The sequence below is a fragment of the Pectobacterium carotovorum genome (genome assembly GCA_016415585.1).
Classification (GTDB): Bacteria; Pseudomonadota; Gammaproteobacteria; order Enterobacterales; family Enterobacteriaceae; genus Pectobacterium; species Pectobacterium carotovorum_K.
Window position 1 is genome coordinate 2,824,383 of sequence record CP066552.1, and the last position, 19,042, is coordinate 2,843,424.

18 protein-coding genes are annotated in these 19,042 nt (G+C 51.8%); 3 read left to right on the forward strand and 15 right to left on the reverse strand.

The window, feature by feature from the left end; genetic code table 11:
* Positions 1–111 precede the first annotated feature (111 nt).
* Positions 112–909, forward strand: coding sequence for a helix-turn-helix domain-containing protein (locus JFY74_12425; GenBank protein ID QQG26939.1), 798 nt, complete (start codon positions 112–114; stop codon positions 907–909).
* 60 nt (positions 910–969) lie between these two features.
* Here JFY74_12425 and ptsG read toward each other — a convergent pair whose 3' ends face one another.
* The 14 genes from ptsG to yceD all read right to left on the reverse strand — a co-directional run bounded on the left by ptsG (position 970) and on the right by yceD (position 13,307).
* Positions 970–2,403: a PTS glucose transporter subunit IIBC gene (gene ptsG / locus JFY74_12430; protein QQG26940.1), complete on the reverse strand. Its 1,434-nt coding sequence runs from the start codon at positions 2,401–2,403 to the stop codon at positions 970–972.
* 313 nt (positions 2,404–2,716) lie between these two features.
* Positions 2,717–3,514 carry a metal-dependent hydrolase gene (locus tag JFY74_12435; GenBank protein QQG26941.1) on the reverse strand — a complete coding sequence of 266 codons (798 nt, stop codon included), beginning with the start codon at positions 3,512–3,514 and terminating at the stop codon, positions 2,717–2,719.
* A 19-nt stretch (positions 3,515–3,533) separates the two neighbouring features.
* On the reverse strand, positions 3,534–4,544 hold the full coding sequence (gene holB, locus JFY74_12440) for a DNA polymerase III subunit delta' (GenBank protein QQG26942.1): 1,011 nt from the start codon (positions 4,542–4,544) through the stop codon (positions 3,534–3,536).
* Complete coding sequence (locus tag JFY74_12445) at positions 4,544–5,203, reverse strand: dTMP kinase (GenBank protein ID QQG26943.1); 660 nt, start codon at positions 5,201–5,203, stop codon at positions 4,544–4,546. The genes holB and JFY74_12445 overlap by 1 nt, the downstream gene beginning before the upstream one ends.
* A complete protein-coding gene (mltG, locus tag JFY74_12450) occupies positions 5,193–6,212 on the reverse strand; it encodes an endolytic transglycosylase MltG (protein QQG26944.1) in 1,020 nt (339 codons plus the stop codon). Before mltG ends, JFY74_12445 begins: the two co-directional genes overlap by 11 nt.
* Positions 6,213–6,226: 14 nt before the next feature.
* A complete protein-coding gene (pabC, locus tag JFY74_12455; protein QQG26945.1) occupies positions 6,227–7,024 on the reverse strand; it encodes an aminodeoxychorismate lyase in 798 nt (265 codons plus the stop codon).
* 128 nt (positions 7,025–7,152) lie between these two features.
* Positions 7,153–8,394, reverse strand: a complete 1,242-nt coding sequence (gene fabF, locus JFY74_12460; GenBank protein ID QQG26946.1) for a beta-ketoacyl-ACP synthase II — start codon at positions 8,392–8,394, stop codon at positions 7,153–7,155.
* An 81-nt stretch (positions 8,395–8,475) separates the two neighbouring features.
* Positions 8,476–8,712 carry an acyl carrier protein gene (gene acpP / locus JFY74_12465; protein QQG26947.1) on the reverse strand — a complete coding sequence of 79 codons (237 nt, stop codon included), beginning with the start codon at positions 8,710–8,712 and terminating at the stop codon, positions 8,476–8,478.
* 154 nt (positions 8,713–8,866) lie between these two features.
* Complete coding sequence (gene fabG, locus JFY74_12470) at positions 8,867–9,601, reverse strand: 3-oxoacyl-ACP reductase FabG (GenBank protein ID QQG26948.1); 735 nt, start codon at positions 9,599–9,601, stop codon at positions 8,867–8,869.
* Between the two features lie 14 nt (positions 9,602–9,615).
* Positions 9,616–10,545: an ACP S-malonyltransferase gene (gene fabD / locus JFY74_12475; protein QQG26949.1), complete on the reverse strand. Its 930-nt coding sequence runs from the start codon at positions 10,543–10,545 to the stop codon at positions 9,616–9,618.
* Between the two features lie 17 nt (positions 10,546–10,562).
* Positions 10,563–11,516: a ketoacyl-ACP synthase III gene (locus JFY74_12480; GenBank protein ID QQG26950.1), complete on the reverse strand. Its 954-nt coding sequence runs from the start codon at positions 11,514–11,516 to the stop codon at positions 10,563–10,565.
* A gap of 6 nt (positions 11,517–11,522) precedes the next feature.
* Positions 11,523–12,569 carry a phosphate acyltransferase PlsX gene (gene plsX / locus JFY74_12485; protein QQG26951.1) on the reverse strand — a complete coding sequence of 349 codons (1,047 nt, stop codon included), beginning with the start codon at positions 12,567–12,569 and terminating at the stop codon, positions 11,523–11,525.
* Between the two features lie 29 nt (positions 12,570–12,598).
* Positions 12,599–12,769 (reverse strand): 50S ribosomal protein L32, encoded by a 171-nt coding sequence (gene rpmF / locus JFY74_12490; protein QQG26952.1) that lies wholly within the window; start codon positions 12,767–12,769, stop codon positions 12,599–12,601.
* A 16-nt stretch (positions 12,770–12,785) separates the two neighbouring features.
* A complete protein-coding gene (gene yceD, locus JFY74_12495; protein ID QQG26953.1) occupies positions 12,786–13,307 on the reverse strand; it encodes a 23S rRNA accumulation protein YceD in 522 nt (173 codons plus the stop codon).
* Positions 13,308–13,447: 140 nt separating this feature from the next.
* Here yceD and maf point away from each other — a divergent pair, with 140 nt between their 5' ends.
* The gene (gene maf, locus JFY74_12500; GenBank protein ID QQG26954.1) at positions 13,448–14,032 is read left to right on the forward strand and encodes a septum formation inhibitor Maf; all 585 of its coding nucleotides are present in this window, start codon (positions 13,448–13,450) and stop codon (positions 14,030–14,032) included.
* Between the two features lie 79 nt (positions 14,033–14,111).
* On the opposite strand, the gene rluC is transcribed toward maf, so the two are convergent.
* Positions 14,112–15,068 carry a 23S rRNA pseudouridine(955/2504/2580) synthase RluC gene (gene rluC / locus JFY74_12505; GenBank protein ID QQG26955.1) on the reverse strand — a complete coding sequence of 319 codons (957 nt, stop codon included), beginning with the start codon at positions 15,066–15,068 and terminating at the stop codon, positions 14,112–14,114.
* A gap of 591 nt (positions 15,069–15,659) precedes the next feature.
* On the opposite strand from rluC, the gene rne reads away from it, so the two are divergent.
* A complete protein-coding gene (rne, locus tag JFY74_12510; GenBank protein ID QQG26956.1) occupies positions 15,660–18,989 on the forward strand; it encodes a ribonuclease E in 3,330 nt (1,109 codons plus the stop codon).
* Positions 18,990–19,042: the final 53 nt, after the last annotated feature.

Consider the following 19,042-nt stretch of genomic DNA (forward strand, 5'->3'; position numbering starts at 1 on the left):
GCATATCGAGAAGTTGCGTATCGAAAATGATGACGCCGTCATTCTCAAATCCTTTTTAAACAATTACAATTTAACCACTTATGCTATTACTAAAAGCAATGCGGTAAAACGATGCGAACATTGGAAAGAACTCGCCACGATCTGGCCGCTTTTTTGCGCGCGCGGCGTGAACGGGTATCCCCCGCCGACGTGGGCTTGCCCAGCGGAGGAAGACGGCGCACGCCGGGATTGCGACGTGAGGAAGTGGCTGCGTTGGCTGGCGTGGGTCTGACGTGGTACACCTGGCTCGAACAGGGACGTGATATCGGCGTGTCGGCGGCATTTCTGGACAGTCTGGCACGGGTGCTCAAGCTCGATGCAGCAGAACGTCGCCACCTGTTCCTGCTGGCGCATGAGCGACCACCAGCCGAACCGGGTAAGACGTGGTGCGTGGTGCCGCCGCTGGTACGGCGTCTGATGCACGATCTGGCTCCGCATCCTGCCTATATACTCAACCTGCGCTGGGACGTGCTGGCCTTCAATGAACCAGCAAACCAGCTTTTCGGCTTTGACGCGCATCCTCCAGAAAGACGTAATCTGCTCTGGCTGCTGTTCACCGATCCGTTACTGCATGAGCGATTCATCGGCTGGGACCAACAGGCTCCACAGATGCTATCGAGCTTTCGCCGCGATTTCGCACGCGCGACGCAGGAGGCCGATATTCATGAACTGGTGGACGAATTGGAACAGGTATCGCCAGACTTCAAAACGTGGTGGCGGCAGCATGAGGTACACGCCCCGTGCAGCGGCGTGCGGCAACTAATGATCGACGGCAAGGCTGAAGCCTTCGAGCATACGTCGCTGATCATCGATGAAGATCGCCATCTGCGTCTGGTGGTTTACGCCCGGCAATCTCAGGGAAAGGAATGAGGTCGCGCTGACCATAAAAAAAGGGGCTTTCGCCCCTTTTTACCACTCCCCAACAACACATCAGTGGTTACGGATGTAGTCGTCCATATCGGTTTTCAGGTTGTCGGATTTGGTACCGAAAATTGCCTGAACACCGGAACCTGCCACAACCACACCAGCTGCGCCCAGTTTTTTCAGGCCAGCCTGATCAACTTTAGCCACATCGCCTACGCTAACGCGCAGACGGGTGATGCACGCATCCAGGTTAGTGATGTTTTCTTTACCACCAAACGCGCTAACCAGAGCGGCAGCCATTTCTGTGCTGTCCTGTGAGGTTTGCTCAGATGCGCTATCTTCACGGCCTGGTGTTTTCAGGTTCAGTTTGGCAATCAGAACGCGGAAGATGGTGTAGTAAATCAGCGCATAGCACAGACCTACAATCGGGAACAGCCACAGGTTGCTACCGTTGCCGCTCAGTACCACGAAGTCGATCAGACCGTGGGAGAAGCTTGTACCATCACGCATGCCCAACAGGATACAGATTGGGAACGCCAGACCCGCCAGAATCGCATGGATCACATACAGGATCGGCGCAACAAACATGAAGGAGAACTCAATTGGCTCAGTGATCCCCGTCAGGAACGAGGTCAGTGCCGCAGAGATCATGATGCCGCCCACTTTTGCGCGGTTTTCTGGCTTAGCTGAATGCCAGATAGCAATAGCCGCAGCTGGCAAGCCGTACATTTTAAACAGGAAACCACCGGACAGTTTGCCCGCAGTCGGGTCACCTGCAATGTAACGAGGGATATCGCCGTGGAAAACCTGACCCGCCGCATTGGTGAACTCACCAACCTGCATTTGGAAAGGTACGTTCCAGATATGGTGCAGACCAAACGGTACCAGAGAACGTTCAACGACCCCATAGATACCGAATGCCAGCATCGGGTTCTCATTCGCTGCCCAGTGAGAGAATACCTGGATCGCGCTACCAACCGGTGGCCAGATGAAGGACAACAGCGTACCGACAATGATTGCCGTCAGGCCGGAAATAATCGGCACAAAACGTTTACCGGCAAAGAAGCCCAGATACTCAGGCAACTGAATGCGGTAGAAACGGTTAAACATATACGCGGCAATCGCACCGGCAATGATCCCGCCCAGAACACCCGTATCCGCCAGGTGCTTCGCCGTGATCTCGGCAGCCGGTAGATTAAGAACCAGCGGCGCAATCGCAGCCATGGTCTTAACCATGATGCCATAAGCCACCACCGCCGCCAGTGCGGAAACACCGTCGTTATTAGTGAAGCCCAGGGCAACACCAATAGCAAAAATCAACGGCATGTTGGCAAACACCGAGTCACCAGCCTGAGCCATGACGCTGGAGACAATTTCAGGCAACCAGCTAAAATTGGCCGAACCGACACCCAGCAGGATACCTGCGATAGGGAGTACGGATACGGGCAGCATTAGCGACTTACCTACTTTTTGCAGGTTTGCGAATGCATTCTTGAACATAATTGAGTGTGCTCCTGAGTAATAGTGCTTTTACTTCTGATACTTCATATAAGCAAAGACGGGGAGGATGGCCTTTGCGAGTTGGGGTGTCTTAGCCCCCTTTAATTTTTACGCAGAGTAAAATAAATAGCGTTCACAATGTTTGATTGCTATCACGTTTCCACAAGCCAACAGGCTGAGATCGAACAGATATTGCGCTTTTCTGTGATATATCGCGAAAAAACACGTCCCCCTGAAGAGAAAAAACCTAATCAAGGGGATTATGAAGCGCTATTAATTACACGGATAAAAAAAACTCGGCTATTCTCAGCCACTATTGCGCGGCGGTCAACCGAGCTGGGTCGATGTGAAACAGGCGGGAGAAGTTTTCTGTCGTGGTGGCAGCGAGGGTTTCCAGCGATGTGCCTTTCAGTACAGCGAGATATTCTGCGACATCGCGTACATACGCAGGCTGGTTTTCCTGGCCCCGGAACGGAACTGGCGCAAGCCAAGGGGAATCCGTCTCAATCAGCATCCGATCCAGCGGTACGTAACGCGCGACGTCACGCAACTCTTCTGCATTACGGAACGTCACGATCCCAGAAAACGAGATATAGAACCCCATATCCAGCAGCGCTTTTGCCGTGATCAAATCTTCCGTAAAGCAGTGCAGAACGCCGCTGCATTTCTCCGCCTGCTCGTCACGCAGAATTGCCAGCGTATCTTCACGGGCAGCACGCGTATGCACGATGACAGGCTTGTTCAGATCATTGCCAATACGAATGTGTTCGCGAAACGACTCCTGCTGCTGGGCTTTCGTCTCCTGCTGATAGAAATAATCCAGACCCGTTTCCCCCATTGCCACCACACGGCTGGCGCTGGCTAGCTCACGCAGCTCGGCATAATCATAAGGGGCTTCCTGATTCAGCGGATGAACGCCGCAGGAAAAGGCCACGTTATCGCGCTCACCAATTAACTCCACCATGGCACGATAGCCGGGCAGCGTTGTCGCCACCGCCAGAAGGAAGCCGACATCGCGACGTTTCGCTTTCTCCAGCACGTCGGAGACATCTTTATGCAATGACTCATAATCCAAACCGTCAAGATGACAGTGGGAATCCACTAACAACATGATATTTACTCGATAGTAATTAAGCAGAAAAAGGATGGCTGTCGCGCTTAACCGATGAAGCAAGCGTGCGCTCCCCATCAAGCAGACGTTCCGTCAGCAGCAGTTCACGGTTCACACCCGTGACGGTCAGCAATTTTTGCCGACAAGCCAACCACTGTTGCAGTTCATACTGCAAATGTGCGGAAGGTTCGCGCGCCAGACGCTCAACCAGTTCGATCTGATCCTGATTCACCCAATGCTCGCTTGCCCCCTGCTGCCATTTCATGGCATCCAGCAGTAGCGTGGCCAACCAGTGAATACGAACATCCACATCGTCATGATTTAGCTGTGGTATCAACGAGAGCTGATCTCGCGAAGTCAGCGCGGCAGAAAACGCCTGACACAGCGCGCTACGCTGTTTCCACCGCTCTGGCTGCAATAACGCCTCGGCGGCTAGCGGCGCACCCGATTGCAATCTCAATGCCGTGCGCAATGCCTTGCTGTCATGGTGATGGCGAGCATTCAGCCACAGCACGCTCTGCGTCTCGCCAGGGACATCCAGATAGTGATACAGGCAACGGCTGCGTAACGTTGCCAATAGCCGAGCGGGTTCACGGCAGCCAAATAAAAAGAAGGTATTCTGCGGTGGTTCTTCCATCGTTTTCAGCAGTGCGTTCGCAGCGGCTTCTGTCAGTTGCTCAGCAGAAGCCAGCCAGATCACTTTTGCTCCGCCCTGCCGGGAGTGTTGATACACTTTTTCCACAACGTCACGCACCGGATCAACGCCCAGACTGTGCTTGCCTTTTTCCGGACTTAGCACATGCCAGTCTGGGTGCGTTCCCGCGGTCATCAGATTGCATGAATGACAGTGGCCGCAGCTTTTCATTCCATCGGGCCGCTGGCAGATCAGCCAGCGGCTCAGCGCATAAATCAGCGACTCATCGCCCATACCCGGCAGCGCATGCAGCAACACGGCATGGTGTCCTCTGCCCGCCTGGTATTGACCAATGAGCTGTCGGTAGGATGCATTCAGCCACGGATACCAATCCATCAGTGCTGCCCCTGCGCGATAGGCTGCAAACCTTGTTGTTGCAACCACTGCTGTAACGCGGCCTGAATATCCGCACTGACGGCATCAATAGATTGTGAGGCGTCGATCGTCAGGATGCTGTCATCCTCCGCAGCCAGTTCCTGATAGCGGGAACGGGTGCGATCAAAGAAAGCCAGCGACTCCTGCTCGATTCTATCCAGTTCGCCGCGTTGACGCGCACGCTGCAAACCGATCGCCGGTGGTAAATCAAGATAGAGCGTCAGGTCGGGACAAAAATCGCCCAGCACGGTATCACGCAGTGAACGCAGCAGTTGCTGATCGATCCCACGTCCACCGCCCTGATAAGCCTGTGAAGAAAGATCGTGCCGATCGCCAATGACCCAGTGTCCATTCGCCAGCGCAGGTTTAATGACGTTATCCACCAGTTGCACCCTGGCCGCGTATAACATCAGGGCTTCCGCTTTGTCAGTGACCTTCTCATCAGCCATACCCTGCTTAATGAGTTCTCGCAACTTCTCCGCCAGCGGCGTGCCACCGGGCTCTCGTGTGAACACCACATCTTTCACACCATGTGAGCGCAGCGTTTCCACGACGATATTGCGCGCGGTAGTCTTTCCCGCGCCTTCCAATCCTTCAATGACGATAAATTTACTGTTCATCCCGTTCCTTTAACGCTGAGCGGTATACCCTCACAGCACGATTATGGTCTGCAAGGTTAGTGGTAAAACTGTGTCCGCCTTTTCCATCCGCCACAAAATACAGGTACGACGTTTTGGCTGGATGCGCAGCCGCATCCAATGAAGCTTTCCCCGGCATCGCAATTGGCGTAGGCGGTAAGCCGGAGATGACATACGTATTGTAAGGCGTCGGCGTGTCTAATGCTTTACGGGTTATCACGCCTTTATAGTCGTCGCCCATGCCATAAATCACTGTGGGGTCAGTCTGCAAGCGCATGCCCAGACGTAAGCGATTGATAAAGACGGAAGCAACCTGCGTGCGTTCTTCATTGATCGCCGTTTCTTTTTCAATGATTGACGCCATCGTCAGTAATTCGTCTGGTGTCTTATACGGTAATCCTTCCTCACGCCCTTTCCATACCTCATCCACCGTTTTTTTCATGCGCTGATGCGCGCGCTGCAACAGGGCGATATCGCTCGTACCCGCCGTGTATGAATAGGTATCAGGATAAAACCAGCCTTCCGGGTTCGTTTTATCTTTGATTTCCAACTGGGTGGCAACATCCTGTTCGGTTTTATCGGCCAGTGAATGCTTAATATAAGGTGCTTGTTGCAGCGTGACCAACCACTCTTTCAAACGTGAGCCTTCGACAAAACGGATGGAGAATTGCGCTTCTTTTCCGCTGGACAGCAGCGCCAGCATCTCACGTACGGTCATTCCCGCTGTAAAGCGATACGTACCCGCCTTGAATTTCGCCAACTCAGGCTCGATACGCAGTAACCACGGAAAAAACGCGCCATCAGTAATAATTTTCTGATCGAGAAGCAGCGTTTCCAGCCCTTCTCTTCCCGTACCAGCCGGAAGCGTAAAGATAGTTTCCTTTTCGATAGCCAATGGAGAATCAGCAAAACGCTGCATTTTCTGCCACGCAACCAGTAATATCAGCACAACAGCAGTGATAATCAGCAAACCAATTTTCTTTTTCTTCATAAATCAACCATCTACTAGCAGTCAGAACTCAGGAATTGATAAAGATCTCGGGAGTGGTAACGCCAGACATGTGCCTGATTCACGGGAACTATCGGCATTAATGCGTTACAAATCAGCACTTCGTCCGCATCGGCCAATGCGGCGACGGGTTCGCTGACAATCTGTAGATCGAAGTCAGAACCAGCCAGCAAGGCGATGATATGCTGCCGGGCAATGCCATCCACGCCTGACTGGGATAAATCCGGCGTATAGACCCGGTGCCCTTTACGCCAGAATAAATTCGCGGCACAGCATTCCACTAGCGCACCAGAGGTGTCAAGCACGAGGGTCTCATCGGCTGAGGTCTGGTCAAGATGCGCGCGAATCAACACCTGTTCGAGCCTATTCAGATGTTTTATTCCCGCCAACAGCGGATTTTTAGCTAGCGCCACAGGGCTGAGATTCAGGTTAATGCCCTGCTCACGCCAGCCGGCATAGTGCGCAGGATAGCTTATCTGCATGACGACTCGGGTTGGCTGCACACAGCCTTGGGCGCTATAGCCACGCCCGCCGACACCCCGCGTGAGCATCACTTTCACTACGCCGTCCGCCCGCCCCACTGCTGCCTGTTTCATTTCAGCGATCAGACTTTCCCAATCAAGCGTCGGAAACAATAAGCGCGTCGCGGCCTGTTGCAGACGCACGATATGTCGATCAAGCCAGACAATTTCGCCATCGCATACTCTGGCTGTCGTAAAACAGCCATCACCATACTGTGTACCCCGATCGAGTACCGAGAGCTGTTCCTGTAACTGACCATTAATCCACAGCATAATAAGCTCCGCATCATTCATCATCGTCAGCTTGCCAGTAAAGCGGCGTTGCAGACAAGCAAGCGTGTCTGATTTTATGCAGGCAAAAAAAAACCCGGAAACCGGGTTTTTTTAAGACGCAATCGCAATCAAACTTTACGGAAGATCAAAGAACCGTTGGTTCCACCGAAGCCGAAAGAGTTGCAGAGTACGTACTCCAGGTTGCTGACCTGACGCGCCTCATGAGGCACGAAGTCCAGATCGCAGCCTTCATCTGGATTGTCCAGATTGAGCGTTGGCGGAACAGCCTGATCGCGTAGAGCAAGAATACTGAAGATCGATTCAACTGCGCCTGCTGCACCGAGCAAGTGACCCGTCATGGATTTTGTCGAACTCACCAGCACACTGCTGGCGTCCGCACCAAATACGGATTTCACTGCCTGCGTTTCGGCTTTATCGCCCGCTGGCGTAGAGGTGCCGTGCGCGTTGATATAGCCAATCTGGCTCGTTGACACACCAGCATCACGCAGCGCATTTTCCATCGCCAGCGCAGCACCAGAACCATTCTCCGGTGGAGACGTCATATGATACGCATCGCTGCTCATGCCAAATCCAACAATTTCTGCATAGATTTTCGCACCGCGCTTTTTCGCGTGTTCATACTCTTCCAGCACCATGAGGCCAGCACCGTCACCCAGCACAAAACCATCACGGTCTTTATCCCACGGACGGCTTGCTGCCTGAGGATCGTCGTTGCGCGTAGACAACGCACGAGCAGCACCGAATCCACCGACGCCTAATGGCGTACTGGCTTTTTCTGCACCGCCAGCCAACATCACATCCGCATCGTTGTAAGCAATGATGCGAGCTGCCTGACCAATATTGTGCACGCCAGACGTACAGGCCGTAGCGATAGAGATGCTCGGGCCACGCAGTCCGTACATAATAGTAAGATGCCCAGCCACCATATTGACGATGGTTGACGGCACGAAGAACGGACTGATTTTACGCGGGCCACCGTTCACCAGCGCAGTGTGGTTCTCTTCAATAAGACCCAGACCGCCGATGCCGGAACCAATCGCCGCACCGATACGCGGGGCGTTTTCTTCCGTTACTTCCAAACCGGAATCCTGCATGGCCTGAACGCCAGCAGCAACACCGTATTGAATAAAGGCATCCATTTTGCGAGCTTCTTTACGCGAAATGAATTCCTCAGAATTAAAATCCTTTACTAAGCCAGCAAAACGCGTTGCGTAGGCACTAGTATCGAAATGGTCGATCAGGCTGATACCACTCTGACCGGCAAGAAGAGCATTCCAGGTAGACTCAACTGTATTGCCGACAGGAGATAACATGCCCAGTCCGGTCACAACTACTCGACGCTTAGACACGCTTGTCCTCCAGGGAGGGAAAAAAAGACACTGCGGGACAAAAAAACTTAGGCGGTCGAATGACCGCCTAGATATGTTCGCTTACTGCTGGTTAGCCTGAATGAAATCAATGGCTGCTTGAACAGTCGTGATTTTTTCAGCTTCTTCGTCTGGAATCTCAGTATCAAATTCTTCTTCCAGAGCCATTACCAGCTCAACAGTGTCAAGAGAATCAGCGCCGAGGTCGTCAACGAAAGAAGCATTGTTTACGACTTCTTCCTGCTTAACACCAAGCTGTTCAACGATGATTTTCTTAACGCGTTCTTCGATAGTGCTCATACTCTTAAATTTCCTATCAAAACTCGCTTTCGCGATGGTTTTCGTAGTGTATAAAATGTTTGAAAAGATGCAACAAAATCTCGGCTGGTCGAACCACGATTTTGTGCTATTTTGCGGTTATCACCGCAAATAATGCAAATAGTTTTCGAGCTTTTTAGATCATATACATGCCGCCATTGACATGCAATGTTTCGCCAGTAATGTAAGCAGCTTCATCAGAGGCTAAAAATACAACAGCACTGGCGATTTCTTTAGCATCACCGAGTCGGTTAGCTGGAACCGACGTCAAAATGCCTGCTCGCTGTTCTTCTGTCAATGCCTGAGTCATATCTGTTTCGATAAAACCAGGCGCGACAACGTTGACCGTAATACCACGAGAAGCCACTTCACGCGCGAGGGATTTACTGAATCCAATCAGTCCCGCCTTCGCTGCCGCGTAGTTAGCTTGTCCTGCATTGCCCATCGTTCCCACAACGGAACCGATGGTAATGATCCGGCCAAAACGTTTCTTCATCATGGCACGCATCACTGCTTTAGACATGCGGAATACCGACGTTAAATTGGTATCCAGGATATCGTGCCATTCATCATCTTTCATACGCATCAGCAGGTTATCACGGGTGATACCCGCATTATTGATAAGAATATCAACTTCCCCAAATTCTGCGCGAATTTCTGCTAATACGCTTTCTACTGATGCTGCATCGGCAACATTCAGCATATAACCTTTACCGTTCTCACCCAGCCAGCCGCTAATTGCTTCAGCACCTTTTTCGCTGGTTGCGGTACCAATGACTTTTGCCCCGCGGGCAACCAACGTCTCGGCGATGGCACGCCCAATACCACGGCTTGCACCAGTAACCAGTGCAATTTTCCCCTCAAAACTCATTGTCTTCTCCGTTCTTATTTCTCAATCGCCGCTGATAGAGAAGCAGGATCGTTCACCGCAGCTGCTGTCAGGGTATCGACGATTCGTTTGGTTAAGCCAGTCAATACTTTACCCGGTCCGACTTCTAACAGCGACTCAATGCCCTGAGAAGCCATAAATTCAACACAGTCAGTCCAGCGCACTGGGCAATGAAGCTGGCGCACCAGCGCATCGCGAATGGCTTCCGGCGTGGTTTCGATGCGTGCATCAACATTATTGACAACGGGAATGACCGGAGAATTAAACGTCACAGACTCAAGCGCAACAGCAAGTTTCTTCGCTGCTGGTTCCATCAATGCACAGTGTGACGGTACACTGACAGGCAGCGGCAGCGCACGCTTCGCACCCGCCGCTTTACACGCAGCACCAGCACGCTCAACGGCATCTTTATTGCCCGCAATCACCACCTGACCCGGTGAATTGAAGTTTACCGGAGACACCACTTGCCCCTGCGCAGATTCTTCACACGCCTTGGCAATGGCCTCGTTATCAAGCCCGATAATGGCATACATCGCACCCGTGCCTTCTGGCACGGCTTCCTGCATCAGTTTCCCACGCAGTTCAACCAGACGGACGGCCTGTTGGAAATCCAGCACACCCGCGCAAACCAGTGCAGAATATTCACCGAGGCTATGACCAGACATCAGAGCAGGCGTTTTGCCTCCCTGCTGCTGCCAGACACGCCAGATAGCAACAGAAGCGGTCAGTAACGCAGGCTGAGTCTGCCAGGTTTTATTCAACTCTTCAGCCGGCCCTTGCTGGGTAAGCTGCCACAAATCATAACCTAACACTTCAGAAGCCTGAGCAAACGTTTCGGTGACGATCGGGTATTCTGCTGCAAGTTCAGCTAACATCCCTACCGTCTGCGATCCCTGACCGGGAAACACCATTGCAAATTGCGTCATATCACAATCCTGTTTAATTAAAAACGAACCAGCGCGGAACCCCAGGTAAAGCCGCCACCGAAGGCTTCAAGCAGCACCAGTTGCCCTGGTTTAATACGCCCATCGCGTACCGCTTCATCAAGCGCTGAAGGCACAGAGGCTGCGGAGGTATTACCATGACGATCCAGCGTCACAACCACCTTGTCCATCCCCATACCTAGCTTTTTCGCCGTGGCGCTGATGATGCGCAGGTTAGCCTGATGAGGCACCAGCCAGTCTAATTCACTTTTATCCAGTTGAGCCGCTTGCAGCGTTTCTTCAACGATATGTGCCAGTTCAGTCACTGCCACTTTAAAGACTTCATTACCCGCCATCGTCAGGTAAGCAGGCGTATCCGTATGATTACGATCCTGATGTGGCAACGTCAGCAGCTCGCCATAACGACCATCGGCATGCAGGTGGGTAGAAAGAATACCCGGTTGTTCTGACGGCGTTAACAGCACGGCACCCGCACCATCACCGAACAGAATCAGCGTGCCGCGATCTTCAGGATCTAATGTACGAGACAACGTATCAGAGCCGATCACCAGCGCGTATTTCACCGCACCACTTTTAACATATTGATCGGCAACGCTCAGCGCGTAGGTAAAACCTGCACATGCAGCAGCCAGATCGAAGGCAATCGTATCTTTGATCCCTAGCAGTTGCTGAACCTGGCAGGCAGAGCTAGGGAAAGCATGGCTTGATGATGTTGTAGCAACAATCAGAAGACCGACTTCAGAAGGATCGACATTCGCCATTTCCAGTGCTTTCTGCGCGGCCCGATATCCCATGGTCGCTACGTTTTCATCCGGCGCGGCAATACGGCGCTCACGGATTCCAGTACGTGTGACGATCCATTCGTCCGTCGTTTCCACCATCTTTTCTAAATCAGCGTTCGTCCTGATTTCTTCAGGCAGGTAGCTGCCCGTTCCGATTATTTTTGTATACATGTACGCTTAGTCACTCTTGGGTAATACCGCTTCTAGACGAGCGGCAATCCGCTCGGGAAGCTGCCGCCGTACCGTCTGCATTGCCTGTTCAATAGCAACCGCAAACGCTCTCTGGTTTGCTGCACCATGGCTTTTGATTACAGTTCCCCGTAATCCTAGCAGGCATGCGCCATTATATTGATCGGGATTCAAATGACCGAAACGCTTCGATAAGCGTTTTTGTAACAAACGCCCTAGCCATTTCAACCACCAGGATCGCTTTTGTTTTTGTCCCGGGCCTGAAGCTGGAGATTTCAGCAGTGACAGGAACATCCTTACCACGCCTTCCACCGTTTTCAGTGTGACATTCCCCACAAAGCCGTCACAGACCATCACATCCGTTTTTCCAGTCAGCAGATCGTTGCCTTCCAGATAACCGATGTAATTTATTGATGGTGCCTCTTTTAACTGTGCCGCTGCTTCACGGATAGTGCTCAGCCCTTTGCTTTCTTCTTCACCGATATTCAACAACGCGACCCGAGGATTTGTCAGCCCCAGCACTTCTTCTGCCATCACTGAGCCCATCACGGCAAACTGAACCAACATCGTGCTGTCACAGTCAACATTCGCCCCCAGATCCAACACGACTGTTTTTCCATGTTGCTGGTGAGGTAATACTGACACCAACGCGGGTCGCTCAATGCCTTCCAGTGGCTTAATCAGGAGCTTGGCAAGCCCCATGAGCGCACCCGTGTTGCCAGCACTTACACAGGCCTGTGCTCGACCGTCTTTAATCAACTCAAGCGCTATGCGCATTGAGGTACCACGGCTCGCACGAATAGCCTGCGACGGCCTCGCATCACTAGCAATAACCGACTCCGCCGGAACAACTTCTAAGCGGGAAAGTAAATCAGAATCGACTTTGGCAAGTAATGGAGTAATCGCAGCAGGATCGCCGACTAATAACAAATTGAGAGCTGGATTAGAAGCCAGTGCCTGCAATGCAGCAGGCACTGTTACGCAGGGACCAAAATCCCCGCCCATCGCATCTAACGCCAGTGTTAGGCGTGTCAAGGTATTGCCTTGCAAATAATTCGCAAGAATTACTTAGCAATGACCTTGCGACCGCGGTAGTAACCATCCGCAGTGATGTGGTGACGCAGGTGAGTTTCGCCAGAAACTTTATCTACGGATACAGAAGCGGTAGTCAGCGCATCATGTGAACGACGCATACCACGTTTGGAACGGCTAGGTTTGTTTTGTTGTACGGCCATGGACCTTACTCCTTAATTACTTACGCTTTAAACTGGCTAATACGGCAAACGGATTTGGTTTTTCCGCCTCTGCAGGCAGTTGACCAAATACCATATCCGCTTCGGACACTTCACAGTGTTCAGAATCATGCACCGGGGCGATAGGCAACATCAGAATAATTTCATCTTCAATCATTGCCAGCAGATCGACTTCGCCAAATTCATCAACGCCGATCGGCTCATACGCTTCCGGTAACGCTTCGGCCTGCTCATCATTGACGACCGGGCTAAAACAGAATGTCGCATGGACTTGATGTTCAAACGGCTTTCCGCAACGCTGACACATCAGTGTGACCATAACGTCAGCGTTACCGTCAATCACCGCCAGACGCTGATTATCAATATTAAAAGATAAAGAGGCCTGAACATCACTATCCACACTCACCACTGATTCGGCAACACGCTCTACTTGTTCAGCTGAATAGATACCAACGTAATCTAAACGCTTCTGAGCAGTGCGGACCGCATCAAGGGTTAAGGGTAATTTTACCTTTTGCATAGGGCGCGCATATTAACGTCGTAACGACATAGAGTCAAAGAAAAAGGCAGTGATGCACCACCTTTCACCAATATTCGCTTCCAGAGCGGCGCACAGTTTAAAATGCCTTTCATCATTACGCTACGGTTTATCAAAAAATTATGCAGCAGATTGTTCTCGCCTCAACCTCACCTTACCGTCGAGCCTTATTGGAAAAGCTCGCGATCCCTTTTGTTTGCGCATCGCCAGACATCGATGAAACCCCTCGCCCCGGCGAAAACGCCGTCGAGCTTGTGACCCGCCTTGCTGAAAGCAAAGCGAAAGCGCTGGCCGCGCACTACCCCAATAGCCTGATTATCGGTTCCGATCAGGTTTGCGTGCTGGGGAACGCCATAACAGGAAAACCACATAACAAGGGTAATGCAACACGGCAGTTGCAGCAGGCCAGCGGAAAGTGTGTTTCCTTCTTTACGGGTTTAGCGCTCTTCAATAGTGCAACCCAGGAAATGCAGAGCCTCGCAGAGCCATTTGACGTGCATTTCCGTACGCTAACGGAAGCGGAAATTGACGGCTATTTGGAGAAAGAACAGCCGTGGAACTGCGCGGGCAGCTTTAAAAGCGAAGGATTGGGCATTACCCTCTTTGAACGACTATCCGGGCGCGATCCTAATACGCTCATTGGATTACCCCTGATCGCGCTAACGCAGATGCTACAAAAGGAAGGCGTAAATCCGCTGACGGTGTAAATTGACGATGTAAAATAAATCGGGATAGCCCGATGAAGCAGCTATCCCGACAGACAAAAGCATGTAGAGGTATACGTGGTTATGCTTTTGTCTTGCGCAGCACCTGCAGACAGCGACGCAGTCCGCTATCCAATGGCGCTTCGACTCTCAGTGTCTCACCCGTGTTCGGATGTTCAAAACGTAGCGCCTGTGCATGCAGGAACAGACGTTTTAAGCCCGTGTCCGCCAGTTGCTGATCGAATTCGCGATCGCCATAACGGTCATCGAACGCTATCGGATGCCCAGCATGTTGGGCGTGTACACGAATTTGATGCGTACGCCCAGTAACAGGGCTCGCCCGCACCAGCGTCGCGTGTTCAAAACGCTCTTCTATTTTAAAGCGCGTTTCTGACGGTTTACCGTCGCTGTTTACCCGAACGATACGTTCACCGCTTTGCAGGATATTTTTCAACAGCGGTGCCTGAACGACCTTGCAGTGAGACTGCCACTGGCCGCGAACCAGCGCGAGGTAATCTTTTTGCATGCCTTTCAGCCGCAGTTGTTCATGGAGAGAACGCAAGGCCGAACGTTTTTTGGCAACCAGCAAAACGCCTGAAGTATCGCGATCGAGACGGTGAACCAACTCCAGAAAACGCGCCTCTGGGCGTAAAGCGCGTAGCCCTTCAATCACGCCGAAGCTTAAGCCACTGCCACCATGCACCGCGGTGCCTGAAGGCTTATTCAGCACCAGCAGGTAGTCATCTTCATAAATAATGCACTCGGCCAACGCTGCCACTTTACCAAGACTGGCAGAAACAGGGGTTTCATCACGTTCTGCCTGTCGAACAGGCGGAATACGAATGACATCACCATCGAGCAATTTATACTCAGGTTTGACCCGTTTCTTATTTATCCTTACCTCACCTTTTCGCAAGATACGGTAAACCATACTTTTAGGCACACCCTTTAAGTGGGTATGCAAAAAATTATCGATGCGCTGCCCCGCTTCATCTGCGGAGATCGTCACAAATTGTACTGAAGGATTATCTGTTTTCATGATGCGCGATTCTAAATAGAGCAACCCGATAGCGCCACTTCTTTTTCTGTGCTTAACTGTGTGTCTGACTTATAAAGATATTGTTGCACTGTCGGTATCAATGGGTGAATTGCGCTGTAGCATCAAACCCTGTCCGTTTTTGTGATTGCAACAGAAGTATCTTTTACAGACAGGCAAAGTCACCTTGCTATAACGGTATCAGCAGTGGAATAATGCTTTTGCGTTTCCCACGCGGATTTCCGATAAAACACGGGGAAATTGCGAATTATTAAATTTGCCTGATGACGCACACACGCAGCAATGGCGTAAGACGTAATGCAAAATCAAGCAGTTAGCGGGCTGCGGATTGCAGCTTGGCCGGCAAGTGGAATCAGATCTGGCGACATTATTCTCAGAAGCTGTTCCCTCAGTAAATGCACTGTTTTCCATCAGGAAACACAGGCTACCGAAACATGCGTCTCTATGCAGACGACAACCGGGAGGTTGACGTCCCTGCGATAAGCCACGGGACCATCGGTTCACTCCGGTCATGCGGTTCTTTTGTCCGCAGCTCTATCAATAATGCAAGTAAAAATAACGAGTAAGTTGAAGATGAAAAGAATGTTAATTAACGCAACTCAGCAAGAAGAGTTGCGTGTTGCCTTGGTTGATGGTCAACGGCTGTATGATTTGGATATCGAAAGCCCGGGTCATGAGCAGAAGAAAGCAAATATCTACAAAGGTAAAATCACTCGAATCGAACCCAGTCTTGAAGCGGCTTTTGTTGATTACGGCGCAGAAAGGCATGGTTTCCTCCCTCTTAAAGAAATCGCCCGCGAATACTTCCCCAGCAACTATGCTTCCCATGGCCGCCCTAACATCAAAGATGTGTTACGTGAAGGTCAGGAAGTTATAGTTCAGGTAGACAAAGAAGAGCGTGGCAACAAAGGCGCTGCACTGACCACGTTTATCAGCCTGGCGGGTAGCTATCTGGTCTTAATGCCAAATAACCCACGTGCAGGCGGAATTTCACGCCGCATCGAAGGTGACGATCGCACTGAGCTCAAAGAAGCCTTGGGATCGCTGCAACTACCTGATGGCATGGGGCTCATTGTTCGTACCGCAGGCGTGGGCAAATCCGCTGAAGCGCTGCAATGGGATTTGGCTTTCCGTCTGAAACACTGGAACGCGATCAAAAAAGCCGCCGAAGGCCGCCCTGCACCGTTCCTGATCCATCAGGAAAGTAACGTGATCGTCCGCGCTTTCCGTGACTATCTGCGCCCAGACATTGGCGAAATCCTGATCGACAACCCAAAAATTCTCGATCTGGCGAAAGAACATATTTCTGCGCTGGGTCGCCCTGACTTCAGCAGTAAAATCAAATTGTACAGTGGTGAAATTCCGCTTTTCAGCCACTATCAGATCGAATCGCAGATCGAGTCAGCTTTCCAGCGTGAAGTTCGCCTGCCGTCCGGCGGCTCTGTCGTTATCGATACTACCGAAGCACTGACGGCCATTGATATCAACTCCGCTCGAGCCACACGCGGTGGTGACATTGAAGAAACGGCGTTTAATACTAACCTTGAAGCCGCAGACGAAATTGCCCGCCAATTGCGCTTGCGTGACCTCGGTGGCCTGATCGTTATCGACTTCATCGATATGACTCCGGTTCGCCACCAGCGTGAAGTTGAAAACCGCCTACGTGACTCCGTGCGTCAGGATCGTGCACGTATTCAGATCGGTCGAATTTCCCGCTTCGGTCTGCTGGAGATGTCGCGCCAGCGTCTGAGCCCTTCACTGGGTGAATCCAGCCACCACGTCTGCCCACGCTGTAGCGGCACAGGCACGATTCGTGACAATGAATCACTTTCACTGTCTATTCTTCGTCTGATTGAAGAAGAAGCGCTGAAAGAAAATACCAAAGAAGTCCACGCGATTGTTCCGGTTCAGATTGCATCTTATCTGCTGAACGAGAAGCGTGACGCCGTTAACGCCATTGAGAAACGTCAAGGCGGCGTGCGCGCGATCATCGTGCCACACGACGGTATGCAGACACCGCACTACTCCGTTGTTCGCGTCCGTAAAGGCGAAGAGAAACCGACGCTCAGCTATTTGCTGCCTCAGCGTTTGGAAACGGAAATACAGCAGCTGCAAGACGAACAAACGATCGAGCGTAAACAGCCTGAGCAACCCGCTTTAGCAACGTTTAGCATGGCTGAAATGCCAGAGGACACCGCACCATCGATTGCCAAAGCAGCGCCTGCTGCGGCGAAACCTGCGGAAGTCGCTCAGCCAGGCCTCGTTAGCCGTTTGTTCAGCGCCTTAAAAAGCGTCTTTGCTTCCGAGCCTGCGGCAAAAGCAGCGGATAGCGTTGACGATAAGAAGGCCGAAGAAGAGAAATCCACTGAAGGTCAGCGCCCTGAACGCCGGAACTCACGCCGTCAGGGTAATAATCGCCGTGACCGTGGCTCTCGTGACAATCGTGATGATCAGCGCCGAAATAAGCGACAAAACGACGAAGCGATTGTTGAAACCCGCTCTGCGGATAATGTGGAGAAAGCCGGTTCGGAAGAACAACCGCGCCGTGAACCACGTGCTGAACGTCAGCGTCGTCGTCAAGATGATCGTCGTCAGGCTCCAGCAGAGACAAAAGCACAGCCAGTTATTGATGATTCCGATGACAATGCAGTTGAGGACAAACCGACTCAAGTGATGCAGCGTCGCCAACGCCGTCAGTTGACACAGAAAGTACGTGTCCAGTCTGAAACTCAGCAGGATACTCTCTCTGATAACACGGCACTGGTTGCGGAAGCACCTGAGCTGGTTCAATCTTACGTTAAGCTAAACGACGTTACGGTGGACAATAGCGAGGTCGATAACGAGCAAAACGATGTTAATCGTGCCAATGCCGAAAATGGCGGTATGCCGCGTCGTTCACGTCGTTCGCCACGTCACCTGCGCGTCAGCGGTCAGCGCCGCCGCCGCTATCGTGATGAGCGTTATCCATCTCAGTCACCGATGCAGTTGGAGTTTGCCGCCGCATCACCGGAGATGGCATCAGGAAAAGTGTGGGTTAGCTACCCTGTTGCACAGTCACAGCAAACTGAAAGCCAACTGCAAGACGAGAACGTGGCAGCAATCGAAACACCATTGTTACCTGCCGTTGTCGAAGCCGCAGTGAGTGCACAAGCCGATGCGACTGAATCCAACACGATTGAAAACGTTGCGACTACTGAAGCCGCCGTTCAGGTTGACGCTGTTGTAACAGCAACTGCACAATCCGCAGACGTCATTCAGGATAGTAATGTAGCAAATGTTGAAGTAAGTGCTGCGGACGAAGACACGGCCGTTGAGCCAATCACCGAAAACACGGCTATTGATGATGCTATCGCTGCGGTTGCCGTGAGTGTGGTAGAAGAAGCAAAAGCCATTGGGGCTGATGATACTGTTGCAACTCAGGCCACTGAAGATGCGCAGACCACTGAAGCTGTCGTTACTGAAAATACAGTTTCTGCAGAGATTGCGACTGAGGTTGTTGCCGAAGAGCAGCCAGCAGATAACATTGCTGATGTGACCGAAACAGCCGATGTGGCAGAACCGGTTTCTACCCCAGAGATTGCCGCAGCACAGGAAGTCCGTCAGCCACAAAGCGTTCAGGATGAGCCAGTAGCCACCACCAGAACACAGCAGGTTGTGGAAGAGCCCGCAATGAGCGTGGCAAAACCAGCGGCTGTTGGTGTTGTTGAACTGCCTCGCTATAAGCTCCATGCAACGGCGCCAATGACTAAAGCACCGGCACCGGCATACCACGTGGAGCCTGCTCTACACAGTGATTGGGTACGCCCAGCCTATCCGTTCTCAGGAAAAGGCTCAGCAGGTGGTCATGCCGCAGTTAACCAATCAACTGCGCCAGCAACCAAGCCTACGCCAGTCAGCGAGTAATCCTGTTTTTTATAGACAAACACCCGCCAATTGGCGGGTGTTTTTTTATTCAG

Excerpts from the sequence above, each read along its gene's own strand:
- fabD (QQG26949.1), bottom strand. The coding sequence starts at position 10,545 with ATGACGCAATTTGCAATGGTGTTTCCCGGTCAGGGATCGCAGACGGTA.
- rluC (QQG26955.1), bottom strand. The coding sequence starts at position 15,068 with ATGAAAACAGATAATCCTTCAGTACAATTTGTGACGATCTCCGCAGAT.
- acpP (QQG26947.1), bottom strand. The coding sequence starts at position 8,712 with ATGAGCACTATCGAAGAACGCGTTAAGAAAATCATCGTTGAACAGCTT.
- JFY74_12435 (QQG26941.1), bottom strand. The coding sequence starts at position 3,514 with ATGTTGTTAGTGGATTCCCACTGTCATCTTGACGGTTTGGATTATGAG.
- JFY74_12425 (QQG26939.1), top strand. The coding sequence starts at position 112 with ATGCGAACATTGGAAAGAACTCGCCACGATCTGGCCGCTTTTTTGCGC.
- rpmF (QQG26952.1), bottom strand. The coding sequence starts at position 12,769 with ATGGCCGTACAACAAAACAAACCTAGCCGTTCCAAACGTGGTATGCGT.
- pabC (QQG26945.1), bottom strand. The coding sequence starts at position 7,024 with ATGCTGTGGATTAATGGTCAGTTACAGGAACAGCTCTCGGTACTCGAT.
- rne (QQG26956.1), top strand. The coding sequence starts at position 15,660 with ATGAAAAGAATGTTAATTAACGCAACTCAGCAAGAAGAGTTGCGTGTT.
- yceD (QQG26953.1), bottom strand. The coding sequence starts at position 13,307 with ATGCAAAAGGTAAAATTACCCTTAACCCTTGATGCGGTCCGCACTGCT.
- JFY74_12445 (QQG26943.1), bottom strand. The coding sequence starts at position 5,203 with ATGAACAGTAAATTTATCGTCATTGAAGGATTGGAAGGCGCGGGAAAG.
- fabG (QQG26948.1), bottom strand. The coding sequence starts at position 9,601 with ATGAGTTTTGAGGGGAAAATTGCACTGGTTACTGGTGCAAGCCGTGGT.
- ptsG (QQG26940.1), bottom strand. The coding sequence starts at position 2,403 with ATGTTCAAGAATGCATTCGCAAACCTGCAAAAAGTAGGTAAGTCGCTA.
- mltG (QQG26944.1), bottom strand. The coding sequence starts at position 6,212 with ATGAAGAAAAAGAAAATTGGTTTGCTGATTATCACTGCTGTTGTGCTG.
- maf (QQG26954.1), top strand. The coding sequence starts at position 13,448 with ATGCAGCAGATTGTTCTCGCCTCAACCTCACCTTACCGTCGAGCCTTA.
- JFY74_12480 (QQG26950.1), bottom strand. The coding sequence starts at position 11,516 with ATGTATACAAAAATAATCGGAACGGGCAGCTACCTGCCTGAAGAAATC.
- holB (QQG26942.1), bottom strand. The coding sequence starts at position 4,544 with ATGGATTGGTATCCGTGGCTGAATGCATCCTACCGACAGCTCATTGGT.